Here is a 15,689-nt window from a genome sequence, read left to right on the forward strand (position 1 = left end):
GACTCGTTAAAAATAAAAATTAAATTACCCATTTAACATTGAGGTGTGCTGAAAAATTAGGAAAGTGGTAGCAGTCCAACTTGGCCTAAGCCTTTTGGAATTCCGTTACGACCGGGGAAATCTTTTGCCAGTCGACGGGAATTTGGCATTTTTAACCATAAACGCAGTAATTTACGGTGTTGTGTTAAGTCCTCATCATCTTCAAAGGATGAACGCGAATGCATAACACAGTAGTTATTACAAAACTGAATATCGCCAGGTTCCAGCATCATATCGAGACGTAAATTTGGGTCATGACTGATCTGATCGAAAAGATTCAGTGCCTCAATTTGAACTTGAGAAAGAGGAATATTACGACGTTCATGTCCCAGTTCAATATAATGTCGTAGATAGCGACAGGCGAGTTTTCCATCATAATAGCTAAAGATCGGAGATAGGGATGGCTCAACTTCACCCAGATGGTCATACCATGCAGAATGATAGAAATAACCCAAATATTCAGGATACTGCTCCAATATTCGATTATAGACCGTTGAAGAACTGACAATACTGCTCAGTCCGCCTTGTTTGGCTTTACGGATTGAGAGTAAGCCGACCACATCGCTTAAGTCAGAATGGTAGGGCAGATACTCATTGGTTTCATAAACCCGGGTCATTTTTTTGTTTTTGTCACCGACGTTTTCAACATAGCCGAGCAAATCACCTCGGGCATTCTGAGTCACCACACTGCCCATCTGTAAACCCAATAAATAATACAGATTGGCCAATTGCGCTTCGCTATATTGATTTGCATCTAAACCACGAATCACAATAAACCCGTAACCATTTTCAAGTTCATTGGAAATATATTCGATCTGCGCTAAAAATTTGGCATCTTCAATCAGTGCATCCTGTTTTTCAAATTCGGGTGCATTCAGATTTTTAGCTTCAAGTACTTCGAGCGCTTGCTCTAATACAGTCAACATATGCGGTGAGAGCTGATAGATCCAATCGGTCTGAGTAGCGATTTCACTACCTACCCATGCACATTTATTCGTGATTTTAGATTTTAAAATAGTATTCATAAATTCCCCAAAACATCGAATTTAAAAAAAGGTGAGTTGCAAACAAAAATGCACATATGAGCCAGAAGCGACTGATATATGCATACATGAGAGCAGACCTTAAGCTGAATGTTTCAGCAGGTTCTTGTCAGTTTGGTATTCCTGATACTTGCGCTGGATATCGATATGTTCAGCAATGTGTTTGGCATCATGCCATACTCCCCAGATGAAACTTGAACCACGACCAGTCAAGTAGGGTAAGCCCAGGAAGTACACACCACGCTGTGGAGAAATGCCTTGTTTATGGATGGGTTTATCGAACTCATCAAAAGTATCCACTTGTAACCAGCTAAAGTCATAGCCAAAACCAGATGCCCAGATCACAGAGGTAATATTGGCTGCTTCTATATCCAGATCTAGAATCGGATTAATGACACATTCTGGATTTGGTAATTTTTTACGTGCCTGCGGTTCCAGGGGCAAACTCAACCCATTATTTTTGATATAGGCATCTGCTTCGTCATAGAAGGCCATGAGTGCTGCATCGCCTTCATCCAGATTGTGTTTGAGGTTGTCTTTAAACCTGATTTTTTGACCTTCAAATGACTCCGTGCTTCCGAGCAGAGTAATGCCTTGATTCGCCAATACGCGAAAATCTACATTGACGCCGCCATGTGCACCACTTACTGCGAAACCTTTTAAAGGCCCCGTATCGGTACGCATAAAGTCCCAGCCACCCAGTACACCTAACCACCAGACATTATCGCGGTTACGGTAAGTGCGGGGCGGGCGCTCATGACGGCCAACTGATAAATAAACTTTCTTGCCGGCACGGTTCAGTTCATCCGCAATCTGTACACCAGATGAACCCGCACCAATCACCAGTACAGCACCTTTAGGCAATTGCTCGGGATTTTTATAGTCGTCGGAGTGAATTTGATGAAAAGAAGGATTTTTGAGGGCAACAGGTGGAATGACTGCTTTCTGGAATGCACCTGTCGCTGAAACAATATGCTGTGCGTGAATCGTACCTTCTGATGTTTCTACGATATAACCTAATTGATGTGCAGATTTATAAACTTTATAAACAGTCACACCCGTATGAATCGGCATATTGAATTTTTTGGCATATTTTTCAAAATAATCAGCAACTTGATCATGATGAACAAAAGCGTCCGGATCGGCATCAAATTCCATATTTGGAAAACGGTCATGCCAGCAAGGGCCATTGGCAACCAGAGAGTCCCAGCGGCGTGTACGCCAAGCTTCAGCGATACGGTTCTTTTCCAGGACGACATGTGAAACACCTAAATTGGTTAGATGCTCACTCATTGCAACGCCAGCTTGACCTGCACCAACAACCACAGTATCGATATTTAAATTATCTAATTTCATCTTATATATCCTCTTTCCAAAGCTCACTGTGACAGCGTGCTGTTTATTGTTTCTTTTCTTGAAAGCCTAAAACTTCAAAAAATTAAATCTGTTTTGATGGATTCAATATAAGTAGGTCTGTTGAATAGCGAAAATCATATAAGCAGAACGTATGAATCAAAAAAACCGAATTGCTTCAGATCCATGAAGTTCATATAAAAGTAAGGAAAGTTTTTTAATGAAATTTTTATTGTTCGTTTGAATTTTTAAGCTTGAAGTGAACTGGTTGAGTTTGAAAAGAGACCCAATAAATTAAGGATAAGCAGGATTAAACATGAAATCACGTGCAGCAGTCGCTTTTGCGCCAGGACAACCTTTACAGATTGTAGAACTTGATGTTGAACTACCCAAGGCCGGTGAAATATTGGTGAAAATTACCCATACCGGAGTATGCCATACCGATGCCTTTACCTTATCTGGTGCAGATCCTGAAGGTATTTTTCCTGCAGTCTTAGGCCATGAGGGAGCCGGAATTGTGGTTCAGGTCGGAGAGGGGGTAACGAGTGTTGTTCCGGGTGACCATGTGATTCCTTTATATACCGCTGAATGTGGTGAGTGTTTATTCTGTAAATCAGGCAAGACCAATCTGTGTGTCGCCGTTCGTGCAACACAAGGCAAAGGCCTGATGCCTGATGGTACGACACGGTTCTCTTATAACGGTCAGCCGATTTATCACTATATGGGATGTTCAACATTTTCAGAATATACGGTAGTCGCAGAAGTTTCGTTGGCTAAAGTCAGTCCTGAAGCGAATCCTGAACATGTTTGTTTACTGGGTTGTGGTGTTACCACAGGGATCGGTGCGGTACATAATACTGCTAAAGTACAAGAAGGGGAGTCAGTCGCAGTCTTTGGTCTAGGCGGTATTGGTTTGGCGGTGGTGCAAGGTGCACGTCAAGCCAAAGCTGGAAAAATTATTGTAGTAGATACCAATCCTGAAAAATTTAAGCTGGCAGCTGAATTTGGCGCAACTGATTTTATTAATCCGAAAGATTATGATAAGCCTGTACAGGAAGTGATTGTTGAAATGACAGGTTGGGGAGTTGATCACTCTTTTGAATGTATTGGTAACGTCAATGTGATGCGTTCAGCGCTCGAGTCTGCACATCGTGGTTGGGGCCAGTCGATTATTATTGGTGTAGCAGGGGCAGGTCAGGAAATTTCAACCCGTCCATTTCAGTTGGTGACAGGTCGCAAATGGATGGGAACTGCATTTGGTGGGGTTAAAGGTCGTACTCAATTACCGGGTATGGTCGAAGATGCCATGAAAGGAGAAATTCAACTGGAACCTTTTGTGACCCATACTATGGGTTTAGACCAGATTAATGAAGCCTTTGACTTGATGCATGAGGGAAAATCGATTCGTACCGTGATTCATTTTGAAGATTAAGTCTTTCATCAGATAAGGATAAGGGCCCTAATTTTGGGGCTTTTTTTTATTATTTTAGAATAAAAAACCAATGTTCGAATGGACGAACATTGGTGCAAAAGAGGAAATACAACAATTGTGGAGTGAAAATTCAGGCTACAAAAGGGAACTCATCTTCAGGCAATGCATCACCCGTAGAAAGCTTGCCAATATATTGCGGATATTGAGGAGAAGTCTTCCCCCCACGATTCACATAGACTGCTTCATCACCTAACCAGCGAAATGAAACGGCTCGTCTTGAGTGTTGGGTTGATGCATTACCAGGTGCTCCGTGAATTGTGAGGTAATTAAACGCAATCGCATCACCTGGTTGTAGTTCCCAGCCCACAATGTTGTAATCTTCGCGGTGATTGTCAATATCGGGAAGAATCTCTTCTTGCGTATCGCCATGATCATAATATTCACCAGTGAAGCTTAAGGGTCTAAAGTGTTTGCCCCACTTATGCGAACCCGCGATAAATTCAATCGAAGATTCACGTGCAATTGGATCCAATGGAATCCATAAACTTAAGGTCTGTTTAGCATCCACCGGATAATAAGGTGCATCATGATGCCAAGGCGTGACCTTGGATGAACCTGCACCTTTAACCAGTACATGTTCATGAAACATGCGCACACTTTGAGACTGCATTAAGGCTTTGACTATCTCAGCTGCGGGACTTTGTTGGACAAATTCATTGAATGCATCAATGCGTTGCCAGTTACAATAATCTGCCCAGAATCGGCCTTGAATCTGCCCCGCAGTATAGTCACGAAACCATTGACCAGGATTTTTTTCATTAGCGTTTATACCGGATTCAAGCAGGTCAATCCAGTCTTTAAAAAAGCCCCGTAAAACAACAACACCATCTCGTTCGAATATTTTTCGTTCATCTTCCAGCATGCGTGCTACTCCTTCATCAGTAGGGAAGAATCTGTTGTCATCAAGTATTTTTTGATGTGGAAGAAAATATAAGCACCAGAGAGGGAATTAAGAAATAAGCAATTTAAGAAGTAATGATTCGTTTTTTTTAAATTAAACATAGGTTTATTAAAATGTAGAATGAGTATTGCAACAGCTCTATATCTTGTTCAAGTTATGGTAAGCCTCTCTCGCTTGAATAGCTGAATAATGCTCCCAGTAATCGTACTTTATAAATCGGCCATTTTATCTGGTCAAAATGTATTTAAAAGCTTGGTGGCTATTCAATAAATAATTTTAATTTAGTTTTAATCCATAATTCTATAACTCGAATTATTGTCTTAATTTTTTCAAGATCAGACTGGCAATAATGGCAAAAAAACCACCTATGAATGTTTCATATACTCTGGAAATCGGCACAAAATAATTTGGATGATAGGTATAAAAAGTTATTTCGATTAATAAAATAACAAATAGAGTAGTGCCAAAACTTTTAATGGAATTTTGCATTTTAAGAAAACTAGGCAAAAGAAAGACTAAAGTTAAAAAAATAAATAAATAAAGGTAGTTGTGACTGAAGCTGATGAACTTGAAAAGTAATATAATAAATATGACTGCCACCAAACAGCCAATAAATCTGCCTATTGTTTTTCTTAGGACGTCAATTTCTTTAGGTCTTAACAAAATTATAAAAGTGAGAGCCGACCAGTAAGGTTTATAGAGTAAAAAATAATAGGGAACATAGAGGCTTAAAAAAGCAAATAAACTATATGTAATTGACCGTGTAAATATTCTCTCATTAGTCAAATATGTACTTTTTGAAAAAAATCCATTTTTAAATGAATCGTTTTCATATTTTTTATAGCGCAATAGATTAAGTAGCAATAAACCGATAGTAATCCCTGTTAAGTATGCATATATTATTTTTATATTTGTATTTTGAAAAACTGTTCCTATAAAAGAATAAATAAATACAAAGGGAAAGGTTCTATCTATATAAGGGTCTTTCCCATACATGATATAGTAGAAGAAAGCTAATATAAAAATATACAGATAGAATTCAATCGATATTTTTAATAAAAATCCGATCACACCACTCAGTATTACTAAAGATAATAGAAACCACATATATATGATATTGGCTTTATCTTCTTTCGCTTCATATACCATGTTGCTAAAAAGAACTGTGATGAAACCAAAAATCAAACCAATAAAATTAAAAAAATAATAGCATATTCGACTGTTTATAAGTGAAATCAAAAGAAAAACACCATTATCATGAAAACTTATTTCTAGTTTTAAGTTTTTTTTATTAATTATCTGCATAAAAATTCCATCTAAAGAATTTTATTAAGTATTTTATATTACATTAATCGCTCTCATCCCATCTTTGTTCATGTATAAAGAAGGTAATTGCTTGTGCGTAGATTCAAGCCATCTTTTTATGTTGATTGAACGCAAAGCATTACATGAATTTTTCTCACTTTTAGCTGAATTTATATCGTTTTACTCATGTTTGGATTCGCGCTTAAATAAAGCCATACAGAAATTTAGCTTTTTATAAAAATTTAGGGCGGCATATCTTCATGAGTACAGCATTTCAATGTTCAATTAAACGTATTCGTTTTGATGAGAACTACGAGCCAGCAAACAATACACGTTTAACTACAAACTTTGCCAATTTGGCACGTGGCGAAAGCCGTCAAGAAAATCTTCGCCGTACACTCGCAATGATTAATAACCGTTTTAATAGCTTGGCGACTGTCGACAACCCTAAAGGCGATCGTTACTCACTTGAAATCGACATCATCTCGGCAGAAATTGATATCGAAGGCAATGGTCAAACTTTTCCGTTTATAGAAACCTTAAAAAGTACCATTATTGACCATCAAACGAATCAACGTATTGAAGGCATGATTGGTAACAGCTTCTCATCATACGTCCGTGATTATGATTTCAGTGTGGTATTGCCATCACTAGGTTGCAAGGCTAATGAAAAGCCTGAAGACTTTGGCGACTTACATGGCAAGTTATATCAGCATTTTGTCAACTCAGAGGTATATAAAGCTGAATTCAACAAACAGCCAGTAATTTGTCTCAGTGTTTCAACCACTAAAACCTATTATCGTACCGCGAATGTTCACCCGATATTAGGTGTGGAATACACCAATGATGACTATTCACGTACCGATGAATATTTCAAAAAAATGGGTTTAAGCGTTCGTTACTTCAAACCTGAAAATGGCAATGCACCCTTGGCATTCTATTTTGCGGGCGACTTGCTGCGTGATTATACCGATTTCGAACTGATCAGCGCGATCAGCACCATGGAAAGCTTCCAGAAAATCTACCGTCCTGAAATCTACAATACCAATTCACCTGCAGGCGTGGTGTATCAGCCTAGCTTGAGCTATGGCGATTACTCATTGACCCGTATTGTCTATGACCGTGTTGAGCGTGGTGAATTGGCAGTTAAACAAGGTAAATGGACTGAAGAAAACTTCATCAAACCGTATAAAGACATTCTAGATGAATGGGCTGCCAATTTTAAACTAGAAACCGCTCAGCAAGACAATGCTGCCTGATACACCATATATCAACGAATTTAGAGAAAGAAAATTAAACATGGCAATTTTACAACCTCAAAAGTTACTCCCAACATCTACAGCAGGCAGCTTGCCGAAACCCTCTTGGCTTGCAGAACCTGAAAAGCTTTGGTCAGCTTGGAAACTTGAAGGTGAAGAATTATTAGAAGCGAAACGTGATGCCTTAAAACTGTCTTTGCATGAACAAGTCCATGCTGGCATTGATATTGTCAGCGATGGTGAGCAGACTCGTCAGCACTTTGTGACCACATTCATCGAGCATCTTGAAGGGGTGGATTTTGAAAAGCGTGAAACCATGCGTATCCGTAACCGTTATGATGCAAGTGTACCTTCAGTGGTCGGTGAAGTTTCCCGCAAAAAAGCAGTATTTGTTGATGAGGCGAAATTCCTGCGTAGCCAAACCACGCAGCCGATCAAATGGGCATTGCCTGGTCCAATGACCATGATTGATACGCTATACGATGGTCACTACAAGAGCCGTGAAAAACTGGCATGGGAATTTGCCAAAATCCTCAACCAAGAGGCTTTGGAACTAGAGGCGGCAGGGGTCGATATCATCCAGTTTGATGAACCAGCGTTTAATGTATTTTTTGATGAAGTGAATGATTGGGGCGTCGCGACGTTAGAGCGTGCACTTGAAGGTCTGCAATGTGAAACTGCGGTACACATTTGCTACGGTTATGGCATTAAAGCCAATACCGACTGGAAAAAGACTTTAGGCAATGAATGGCGCCAATACGAGCAAGCTTTCCCGAAACTGCAACAATCTAAAATTGATATCGTGTCACTCGAGTGCCAAAACTCACGCGTACCCATGGATCTGATTGAACTGATTCGTGGCAAAAAGGTCATGGTCGGTGCAATTGATGTGGCAACCAATCAAATCGAAACACCTGAAGAAGTAGCCAATACATTGCGTAAAGCATTGCAATTTGTGGATGCAGACAAGCTGTATCCTTCAACCAACTGTGGTATGACCCCTTTATCTCGTCAAGTTGCCCGAGGCAAACTCGAAGCACTCAGCGCAGGTGCTGCGATTGTTCGTCAAGAACTTGGTGCTTAACACGAAGCAGTCTGAACCAGAGTAGGGCGAATGATTAGTAGATTATTCGCCTGTACCTGTGAATCTAGCCATGTCATAAATACTATTGAGATGAAAGAGATGATTGAAGCAACTGACTTTAGAAATGCAATGTCCTTGTTAACCACAGCTGTGAATGTAATCACGACACAAGGTGCAGCAGGGATGCATGGCTTTACCGCATCTGCCGTTTGCAGTGTGACTGATACACCGCCGACATTGCTGGTCTGCATGAATCAATCTTCTCGTTCACATGCGCATTTTATGAAAAATAACGTGCTAGCAGTAAATGTACTCAGCACACAACATGAGCAGATCTCAAATGCATTTGCATCTAGTAAATTTAGCTCAGAAGAGCGATTTAAGCTAGGCGAGTGGGCGACTCTTGAAACCGGTGCTCCGATTTTAGAAGATGCGCTGGTGAGTTTTGATTGCCAGATTGAAGAAATTCAAAACGTCGGCACACACAGCGTTTTCTTATGTCGTGTCGTTGCAATTCAACAAAGTCAGCAAGAGGAAAGTCTGGTCTACTTTAACCGTAGGTATCATCAGGTTGGTCAATTAGAAACTGCTTGATTTTCCCTTGCTACAATGTTCTAGGCCTTATCGTGTTTAAATCCAGATGTCGAATTAAAACTGGAAGAAATAAAAGTGTATTTCTTCCAGTTTAATAATGGGTTAAGTTAGCTTTAGAAGCTATCGAGCACAGTTAAAGCTTTCAGCTTTTTCACTATCTCCCCGGCCGCTATAACGTGCAACTAATGGGTATGGGCAGAGTGGGCGGGTTCTGTTTGGCGCCCAATTTGACGGAATCTCGGGATTAATTTCTCCACTAGGATTACCCGGACCTCGTGCAGTGGCAATAATACGGTCAGGTTTTTCACCATATTCCACCCATCTGACGAGTGCAGTAAGTCCATCAAACTGATCAGTAGCCACACCCTGAGAGACATGGTTCATGCCCGGAACCCGGAAAAACCGAACGGAATTCTGTATAGTGGCTGAATTGCGTTCCAAGAGTTGTTTATACCAGTTTTGTGACTCATACGGTGAGGCAGTAGATCCATCCGCCACAGCATGGACTACAATAATTTTACCTCCTTTAGAAGTAAGAGGAGTCAGGTTCAGTGGGTTAGGCGGTCCCATAAATTCAACCGCACTTTCTTTATAGGTATTATCTGTCCTGAATAACTTGATAAGGTCAGTATCGAAATTATAATTCAATGCAAATTCCAGCGGATTTTCCAGAGATGATTCATCAGGCGGAACCTCAAAAATAATTCCTGTGCCGCTAGCAAGACCTTCTAGATATCTAGTAGAAAACAATTTTACATCGGCCCATTTCTGACCGATTATACCCGGATCATAGGGTTCACCCGTATAGAATTCTTCACCTTTAGAATTTACTGGTGCTTTAAAGACATTGGAAATAACCTAAATTTGTTCTGCTGACAGGCAGCTTCCATCTCTTTCACCCGGACATACCGGAACATCTCCCTGAATATTAAATTGTGACTGGCATTGGTCTACATCCTGTACCATGCCATCTACAATCCCATCAAGCTTGTCACATTTATTTAAAACAGCATCTGCCACAACTTTTCTTTCTTGTAGAGTAAAAGCTGTCTCTAACTCATCAATATTGGTGGCGACTTTTCTCAACTGTAGTGCATCATATATTTGTGCAACTATTGCCACCGGTAAGTCGAATGGAGGTGAATTGGCATAAATGCCATCAAATTCATTTGGTAATCGCGTAGCTGCAATTAGTGCCAGGTTACCGCCACGGGAAGGTCCAGCAGCATAGGACCGGTCCGGCAGTTTGTCATAACTAAACTGGATGAGCTGCTTTGCCATCGGAGTTAACTTGGTCATGGCAGCATAGCCATAATCAATTCGCGCCTGAGGATCTAACCCAAAAGTAGGGTTTTGTTCAAGTGTATGTCCCATATCGGAAGAGATCACTGTAAAACCTTCATAGAGGGCATTGGTGAGTGGCCCCCCACTTCCGATAAAACCTAGCGCTGGAATGATCTCGCCACCAAACCCTCCATTGCCTTGGAAAAGAAAGCGTCCATTCCAGTCCAGAGGAAGACGCATCTCAAACCTAATTCGATAGTCTTGTCCATCTACAGGACTGGTTCGTGGAAACATATATCCTGTAACGAGACAATGTGCCCGAATTGGCTTGTTGGCTATAGTCTCAGCACCCGCAGCTTCGGCAGTGGCTGAAGTAATAGTGGTATTTGCATAGGTAAAGGAACTGAGCTGTTGGCACTGTTTCTTTATTTTAGCTCCTACAGCGGGTGAGAGCTGTGGTGTCTGGTTCGAAGGAGGAGTGCCTTGATAGTTGTTATTGCCATTATCACTACTGCAAGCAGCCAATAATGAAATCATCATCAGCAGGCTTAAACGGGATAATATATTGTTATTTAAATCATTCATTTGAAGCTCCATTTTGTAGAAAGGCTAAATGGTTTAATGACTTCATAAAAATTTATCGATATTTAATAGCTTGTTTTAATTAAATAAAAATTTTAACTATCAGTTAGATATAGATTTTAAGGTGCAAGACTTGAGAGTTATGAAGGTTATATGCAGTTTAATAACTCTTAAGAGTATAAGTGATATTCACTTTCAATACTTAAAGTTTTGTTACCTGATTTTATAAAACGGGTGAAATGTGTACCTCAACTATTATTTTAAAGCGTTTATAAAATGCCATGCAGTTATAAAAAGAACCTCAATAAATGACGCTGTAGAGTGCAAGTTTGCACAGACAGGTGGTTAAAGCCGATAAATCACTTGGAGATTTAAAGCTCCTGATTTGCTCAGAATTTTTGAGGGATGAAAACGGTTTTAAAGTTGGTAATCAAGATTAGTCTTTTCAAAAAAATTAAAAAAATAAACTATTCAAAGATACATGCTTTGTAGTATCAAAGAGAGTGGGAAACTTGATGGTGAGAATAAACGGCTTTGTTCAATAAATCAGCCCTGAAAGAAAATGAAAGCGGCGTACTGGGCAGCTTTTCAGAAAACTGTTATAAATTTAAATAAATACAAAAAAATAAAGACCTGTACTTTGTTCACTCATATACAATTATTTAATCCTCAATCGGAGATGTGCAATTGCATGCTGGCCGCTATAAGTTTTTGATCATTATTGTATTGCTGATACTGGCACTGGCTTTTGCTCTATTTCGCTGGTGGCAGGGTCCAGTAGTCCCCAGCTACACTTTAAGTGCCATGCCGCTGGTGCAAACAGTCGTTGCGACTGGACGTGTAACGACTGTGGCACGGACCCAGATAGGCAGCGAAATTAGTGGGGTGGTTCTTGAGCAACGGGTCAAGGAAGGAGATAAAGTTAAGCCAGGCGATCTGTTGGTGGTACTGAAATCAGACGAGCTTCTGGCCCAGGTTCGGCAAGCCGAGCTGGCACTGACCGATTTGGCCAAGGTCAAGCGTCCACAGGCAGAGGCAGAATTGGCCAGTGCCAAAGCGCAATTCGATCAGGCTAGCCGTGAAGCAGCACGTAGACGCGCTGCTGGCGTGGGCATACTGTCGGCTGAAGAAATAGAACAGGCCGTAGAGTCAGAAAGAGTCGCACGTAACAATTTTGAAACGGCGCGCCTGAAAGCACAAGCCTTGGCATCAGGGCAGGTTGAAGAAGATACGCTGCGCCAACAGCTCGCGGTGGCACAGGCGCAACTGGCCAAGGCGAAAATACGTTCTACAGTGGCAGGAACGGTGTTGACACGTGACGTAGAGCCCGGTGATCTGGTTCAACCTGGACAAACACTATTTACAGTGGCCGTGAGTGGGAATACTGAAATTCGGGTACCACTGGACGAACGGAATTTACCGCAACTGGCCTTGCAACAAACGGCTACCGTCATTGCAGACGCTTATCCGGATCAGGCTTTTCCTGCACGTATCAACTTTATTGCACCGAGTATTGATCCACAGCGCGGTACAGTAGAGGTCAGATTAATTGTTAATCCGGTACCTGATTTTCTTCGGCAGGATATGACTGTTTCGGTCAATGTCGAAACTGCCAGACGGGAGCGGGCACTGGTCATTCCCAATGATGCCTTAAGCAGTATCAAGGGCGACAAGGCGGTGGTGATTATGATTCGTGATGGGAAAATAAAGCATCAGCAGGTCAGTTTAGGCTTGCGTGGCCTGACCATGTCAGAAGTACTTTCCGGCTTGAAAGCAGGTGATCAGGTATTGGCGAATGCAGATTCTTCATTAAAAGATGGGGCAAGAGTCCGTGTAAAGCCACAAGAGATATCCTTGGTGAATTCTGCTAATGATAATACTGATAGTAAAAATGAATTACCGGTGAATTTCGATTGAAAAACTTTTTCGGGCGGCTCTGGATCGAATGGAAAATCGCGGTCAGTTTTTTGCGCGAGGGTCGTGCACAGTCGCTGATGATCACTGTCGGTGTCGCGGTAGGCGTGGCAGTGATTGTGTTTATTACTGCTTTGATTCAGGGGCTGCAAGCAAATATTATCGAACGTACACTTGGCACCCAGGCACATATCCGCCTGCTGTCACCGGATGAAGTCAATCGGGTAGTGTCGCCTCCTGTGGGTACCGTGCAATTGTTGCAAGAAGATAAGCGGGCACAGCGACTGCGTTCGATCAACAACTGGCAGCAGATTACCGAAACCCTGGACCAGTTGCCTGTATTGACTGCTGTCTCTCCAGTTGTGTCAGGGCCTGCCTTTGCACAACGCGGTGATGCAATCGAGTCGGTGGCATTGGTCGGGATGGATCTGGAACGTTATCAGCAGATTATTCCCTTAAAAGAATATTTGACCAGTGGGCAGTTGCGGGTTGGTGCTGATGATGTACTGATTGGTAGTCAGTTAGCCAAAGATCTGGGGGTTCAGGTCGGTAGCAAGCTGCGACTGGATACCGGTCAGCAGAACAGTGCTGTGGTCAATATTGCCGGCATATTTGAATTGGGTGTACGTGAACTGGATGCTCGCTATGTTTATCTGGATTTAAAGCAGGCGCAGTCCTTGCTCGCTCTGCCGGGCGGCATAACAGTCATCGACCTGACGATTGCCGATATTTTTCAGGCAGATCAGGTTGCCGCGCAAGTCGGACGCCTGACTTCATTAAAGGCCGAAAGCTGGATTGAAACCAATGCTCAACTGATGAATGCCATTACAGCCCAGAGTCTGTCGACCAATATGATTATTGTCTTTGTTGCGATTTCGGTTGCGTTCGGTATTGCCAGCGTCATGTCAGTCAGTGTGGTGCAGCGCACCCGGGAGATTGGTATTTTACGGGCGACGGGCGCGACCCAATCACAAATCTTGAGAGTTTTCTTGTTTCAGGGCGCAATTTTTGGCTTGCTCGGTTCGGTGCTGGGCAGCATGGTCAGTTATGGCCTGGTTTGGGTATTTAATAATTTTGGTCCCGGGTTATTCTATATTCCAATTTCGATCGATCTGGTCATGTTGGCGCTATTGTTGGCGACATTGACAGGCATACTGGCTGCAGCGGTGCCATCACGCCGGGCAGCGGCACTTGATCCGGTAGAGGCGATTCGTCATGTCTGAGCACTATCAGGAAGTCCTGCGTCTGGAAGCGCTACGTAAGTCTTATAATATTGGCCAGCCCAATGAAGTTGAGGTCTTGCATGGCATTGACCTGCGCATTGATCGCAATGACTTTGCTGCACTCATTGGCCCTTCCGGTTCGGGTAAAAGTACCTTGCTGAATATTCTGGGATTGCTGGATAAACCCACGAGTGGCGAGCTGTATTTGTTGGGACAGCCCACCAGTGCGATGGATGATGCCAGCCTGACTGCACTGCGCGGGAGCAGCATTGGATTTGTATTTCAGTTTCATCATCTGATTCAGGCCTTTAGTGCACTGGATAATATTTTAATGCCTTTAATGATGGCGCATGGCAAACCAAACCGGCAGGCATTACAACGCGCACGTGATTTACTGGCTGCAGTGGGGCTGGAAAAACTTGCTGAACGTAAACCGAATGAACTTTCCGGAGGACAGCAGCAGCGGGTCGCCATTGCGCGGGCCCTGATTACTGAGCCGGCCTTATTACTAGCTGATGAACCCACAGGTAATCTGGATACCCAAACCGCGGCTGACATGTTTGAACTGTTCCGTAAAGTGCATCGTGAACGCGACTGCGCCGTACTCGTGGTGACGCATGATCCGCGCCTGTCAGCCACTTGTGACCGCACCATCAATCTGGTTGATGGCCGGATTGAAAGTGATTCGAGCGATTCTCATCAAGATTAACCCAGACTGCAAGGAGCCAACATGTCCAACTTACAGGATCCAAGAGTTTTATTTGCCCTGGAAAGAACCGCGTTGGCCTGGAATCGCAGTGGACTGGCCTTGATTGCTTTTGGCTTTGTGATTGAAAAATCAAACTTAATCGTGCAACTGGTCGATCCGGAAAAATACCAGAATAAAATTGTTTATAATCACTGGCTGGGAATTGCAGTCATTCTATTTGGCATATTGATCAATATCGGTTCGATCCTGCAATATCGGACTGGTCTCAAGTCCTTGACTCCGTCGGAATTTATTCCGGACTATCAGATCCGCCATCCTGTCTTGTTAAATTTATTTACCGTGTTGACCGGAATATTGTTAATCATTTCATTCTGGGTCAGTTAAAAGATGGATGCTGAAAAATGAATGCACATATTCAGTCACTATTCTGGGCTTGATTAAATTTAGATATTATATAATATTAAAACATATACTGTTTGGTTGAATTATGATGCATGACTTCCTGAGTGCTTTCCTCGGCGGCTTGCTCCTCGGAGTTTCAGTTGTCGGCTATCTGTATATCCATGGCCGGATCGCAGGGATCAGTGGTCTGATCGGGCAGGTGCTTAATCCTGATACTCTTTTTAAAACACCAGCCATCTGGTTCTTACTGGGTCTTTTCATCACGCCATTTATTTATGGGTTGTGGATACAGCCTGAGATCGAACTGAATGCCAGTCCGTGGATGATGGTCATTGCCGGTCTACTGGTCGGTTTTGGTACCCGTTTAGGTTCGGGATGTACCAGTGGGCACGGTATTTGTGGTATCAGCCGTTTATCCAGACGTTCAATGCTGGCAACTGCGGTATTTATGCTGGCAGGTTTTGTGACTGTTTATGTGATTCGCCATCTGATCGGGGGGCGCTAA

The 15,689-nt window shown here is 42.3% G+C and carries 13 protein-coding genes and 1 pseudogene; 9 read left to right on the forward strand and 5 right to left on the reverse strand.

The annotated features are described in order from the left end of the window. Positions 1–56 precede the first annotated feature (56 nt). Positions 57–1,064 (reverse strand): TauD/TfdA family dioxygenase, encoded by a 1,008-nt coding sequence (locus KUG37_RS08605; protein ID WP_216935563.1) that lies wholly within the window; start codon positions 1,062–1,064, stop codon positions 57–59. Positions 1,065–1,163: 99 nt separating this feature from the next. Continuing rightward, the gene (locus tag KUG37_RS08610; RefSeq protein ID WP_216935565.1) at positions 1,164–2,438 is read right to left on the reverse strand and encodes an NAD(P)/FAD-dependent oxidoreductase; all 1,275 of its coding nucleotides are present in this window, start codon (positions 2,436–2,438) and stop codon (positions 1,164–1,166) included. 313 nt (positions 2,439–2,751) lie between these two features. Here KUG37_RS08610 and KUG37_RS08615 point away from each other — a divergent pair, with 313 nt between their 5' ends. After that, positions 2,752–3,867 (forward strand): S-(hydroxymethyl)glutathione dehydrogenase/class III alcohol dehydrogenase, encoded by a 1,116-nt coding sequence (locus tag KUG37_RS08615; RefSeq protein ID WP_216935567.1) that lies wholly within the window; start codon positions 2,752–2,754, stop codon positions 3,865–3,867. 130 nt (positions 3,868–3,997) lie between these two features. On the opposite strand, the gene KUG37_RS08620 is transcribed toward KUG37_RS08615, so the two are convergent. Both KUG37_RS08620 and KUG37_RS08625 read right to left on the reverse strand, forming a co-directional pair. Next, positions 3,998–4,789, reverse strand: coding sequence for a phytanoyl-CoA dioxygenase family protein (locus tag KUG37_RS08620; RefSeq protein WP_216935569.1), 792 nt, complete (start codon positions 4,787–4,789; stop codon positions 3,998–4,000). Positions 4,790–5,140: 351 nt separating this feature from the next. Beyond that, the gene (locus KUG37_RS08625) at positions 5,141–6,133 is read right to left on the reverse strand and encodes an FUSC family protein (RefSeq protein ID WP_216940367.1); all 993 of its coding nucleotides are present in this window, start codon (positions 6,131–6,133) and stop codon (positions 5,141–5,143) included. A 260-nt stretch (positions 6,134–6,393) separates the two neighbouring features. Between KUG37_RS08625 and KUG37_RS08630 the strand changes: the two genes are divergently transcribed. The 3 genes from KUG37_RS08630 (at position 6,394) to KUG37_RS08640 (ending at position 9,070) form a co-directional block, all read left to right on the forward strand. Beyond that, a complete protein-coding gene (locus tag KUG37_RS08630; protein ID WP_216935573.1) occupies positions 6,394–7,392 on the forward strand; it encodes a putative oxygenase MesX in 999 nt (332 codons plus the stop codon). Between the two features lie 40 nt (positions 7,393–7,432). Beyond that, entirely contained in the window at positions 7,433–8,476 is a 1,044-nt protein-coding gene (locus KUG37_RS08635; RefSeq protein WP_216940369.1) for a methionine synthase, read from the forward strand. A gap of 99 nt (positions 8,477–8,575) precedes the next feature. Continuing rightward, positions 8,576–9,070, forward strand: coding sequence for a flavin reductase (locus KUG37_RS08640; protein ID WP_216940371.1), 495 nt, complete (start codon positions 8,576–8,578; stop codon positions 9,068–9,070). 120 nt (positions 9,071–9,190) lie between these two features. On the opposite strand, the pseudogene KUG37_RS08645 reads toward KUG37_RS08640, so the two are convergent. Beyond that, positions 9,191–10,939 (reverse strand): annotated as a pseudogene (locus tag KUG37_RS08645) (tannase/feruloyl esterase family alpha/beta hydrolase). Between the two features lie 684 nt (positions 10,940–11,623). Here KUG37_RS08645 and KUG37_RS08650 point away from each other — a divergent pair. The 5 genes from KUG37_RS08650 (at position 11,624) to KUG37_RS08670 (ending at position 15,689) form a co-directional block, all read left to right on the forward strand. Further along, the gene (locus KUG37_RS08650) at positions 11,624–12,853 is read left to right on the forward strand and encodes an efflux RND transporter periplasmic adaptor subunit (RefSeq protein WP_216940372.1); all 1,230 of its coding nucleotides are present in this window, start codon (positions 11,624–11,626) and stop codon (positions 12,851–12,853) included. Beyond that, positions 12,850–14,073: an ABC transporter permease gene (locus KUG37_RS08655; RefSeq protein WP_216940373.1), complete on the forward strand. Its 1,224-nt coding sequence runs from the start codon at positions 12,850–12,852 to the stop codon at positions 14,071–14,073. The genes KUG37_RS08650 and KUG37_RS08655 overlap by 4 nt, the downstream gene beginning before the upstream one ends. Continuing rightward, positions 14,066–14,782 carry an ABC transporter ATP-binding protein gene (locus tag KUG37_RS08660; RefSeq protein ID WP_216935582.1) on the forward strand — a complete coding sequence of 239 codons (717 nt, stop codon included), beginning with the start codon at positions 14,066–14,068 and terminating at the stop codon, positions 14,780–14,782. Before KUG37_RS08655 ends, KUG37_RS08660 begins: the two co-directional genes overlap by 8 nt. A 21-nt stretch (positions 14,783–14,803) precedes the next feature. Further along, positions 14,804–15,166, forward strand: coding sequence for a YidH family protein (locus KUG37_RS08665; protein WP_216935584.1), 363 nt, complete (start codon positions 14,804–14,806; stop codon positions 15,164–15,166). A 106-nt stretch (positions 15,167–15,272) separates the two neighbouring features. Beyond that, entirely contained in the window at positions 15,273–15,689 is a 417-nt protein-coding gene (locus tag KUG37_RS08670) for a YeeE/YedE family protein (RefSeq protein ID WP_216935616.1), read from the forward strand.

This window comes from Acinetobacter sp. BY419 (genome assembly GCF_019038395.1).
GTDB lineage: Bacteria > Pseudomonadota > Gammaproteobacteria > Pseudomonadales > Moraxellaceae > Acinetobacter.

Coding starts and splice junctions, on each gene's coding strand:
- KUG37_RS08660 (WP_216935582.1), top strand. CDS start 14,066: ATGTCTGAGCACTATCAGGAAGTCCTGCGTCTGGAAGCGCTACGTAAG.
- KUG37_RS08665 (WP_216935584.1), top strand. CDS start 14,804: ATGTCCAACTTACAGGATCCAAGAGTTTTATTTGCCCTGGAAAGAACC.
- KUG37_RS08610 (WP_216935565.1), bottom strand. CDS start 2,438: ATGAAATTAGATAATTTAAATATCGATACTGTGGTTGTTGGTGCAGGT.
- KUG37_RS08605 (WP_216935563.1), bottom strand. CDS start 1,064: ATGAATACTATTTTAAAATCTAAAATCACGAATAAATGTGCATGGGTA.
- KUG37_RS08620 (WP_216935569.1), bottom strand. CDS start 4,789: ATGCTGGAAGATGAACGAAAAATATTCGAACGAGATGGTGTTGTTGTT.
- KUG37_RS08635 (WP_216940369.1), top strand. CDS start 7,433: ATGGCAATTTTACAACCTCAAAAGTTACTCCCAACATCTACAGCAGGC.
- KUG37_RS08670 (WP_216935616.1), top strand. CDS start 15,273: ATGCATGACTTCCTGAGTGCTTTCCTCGGCGGCTTGCTCCTCGGAGTT.
- KUG37_RS08630 (WP_216935573.1), top strand. CDS start 6,394: ATGAGTACAGCATTTCAATGTTCAATTAAACGTATTCGTTTTGATGAG.
- KUG37_RS08625 (WP_216940367.1), bottom strand. CDS start 6,133: ATGCAGATAATTAATAAAAAAAACTTAAAACTAGAAATAAGTTTTCAT.
- KUG37_RS08640 (WP_216940371.1), top strand. CDS start 8,576: ATGATTGAAGCAACTGACTTTAGAAATGCAATGTCCTTGTTAACCACA.
- KUG37_RS08615 (WP_216935567.1), top strand. CDS start 2,752: ATGAAATCACGTGCAGCAGTCGCTTTTGCGCCAGGACAACCTTTACAG.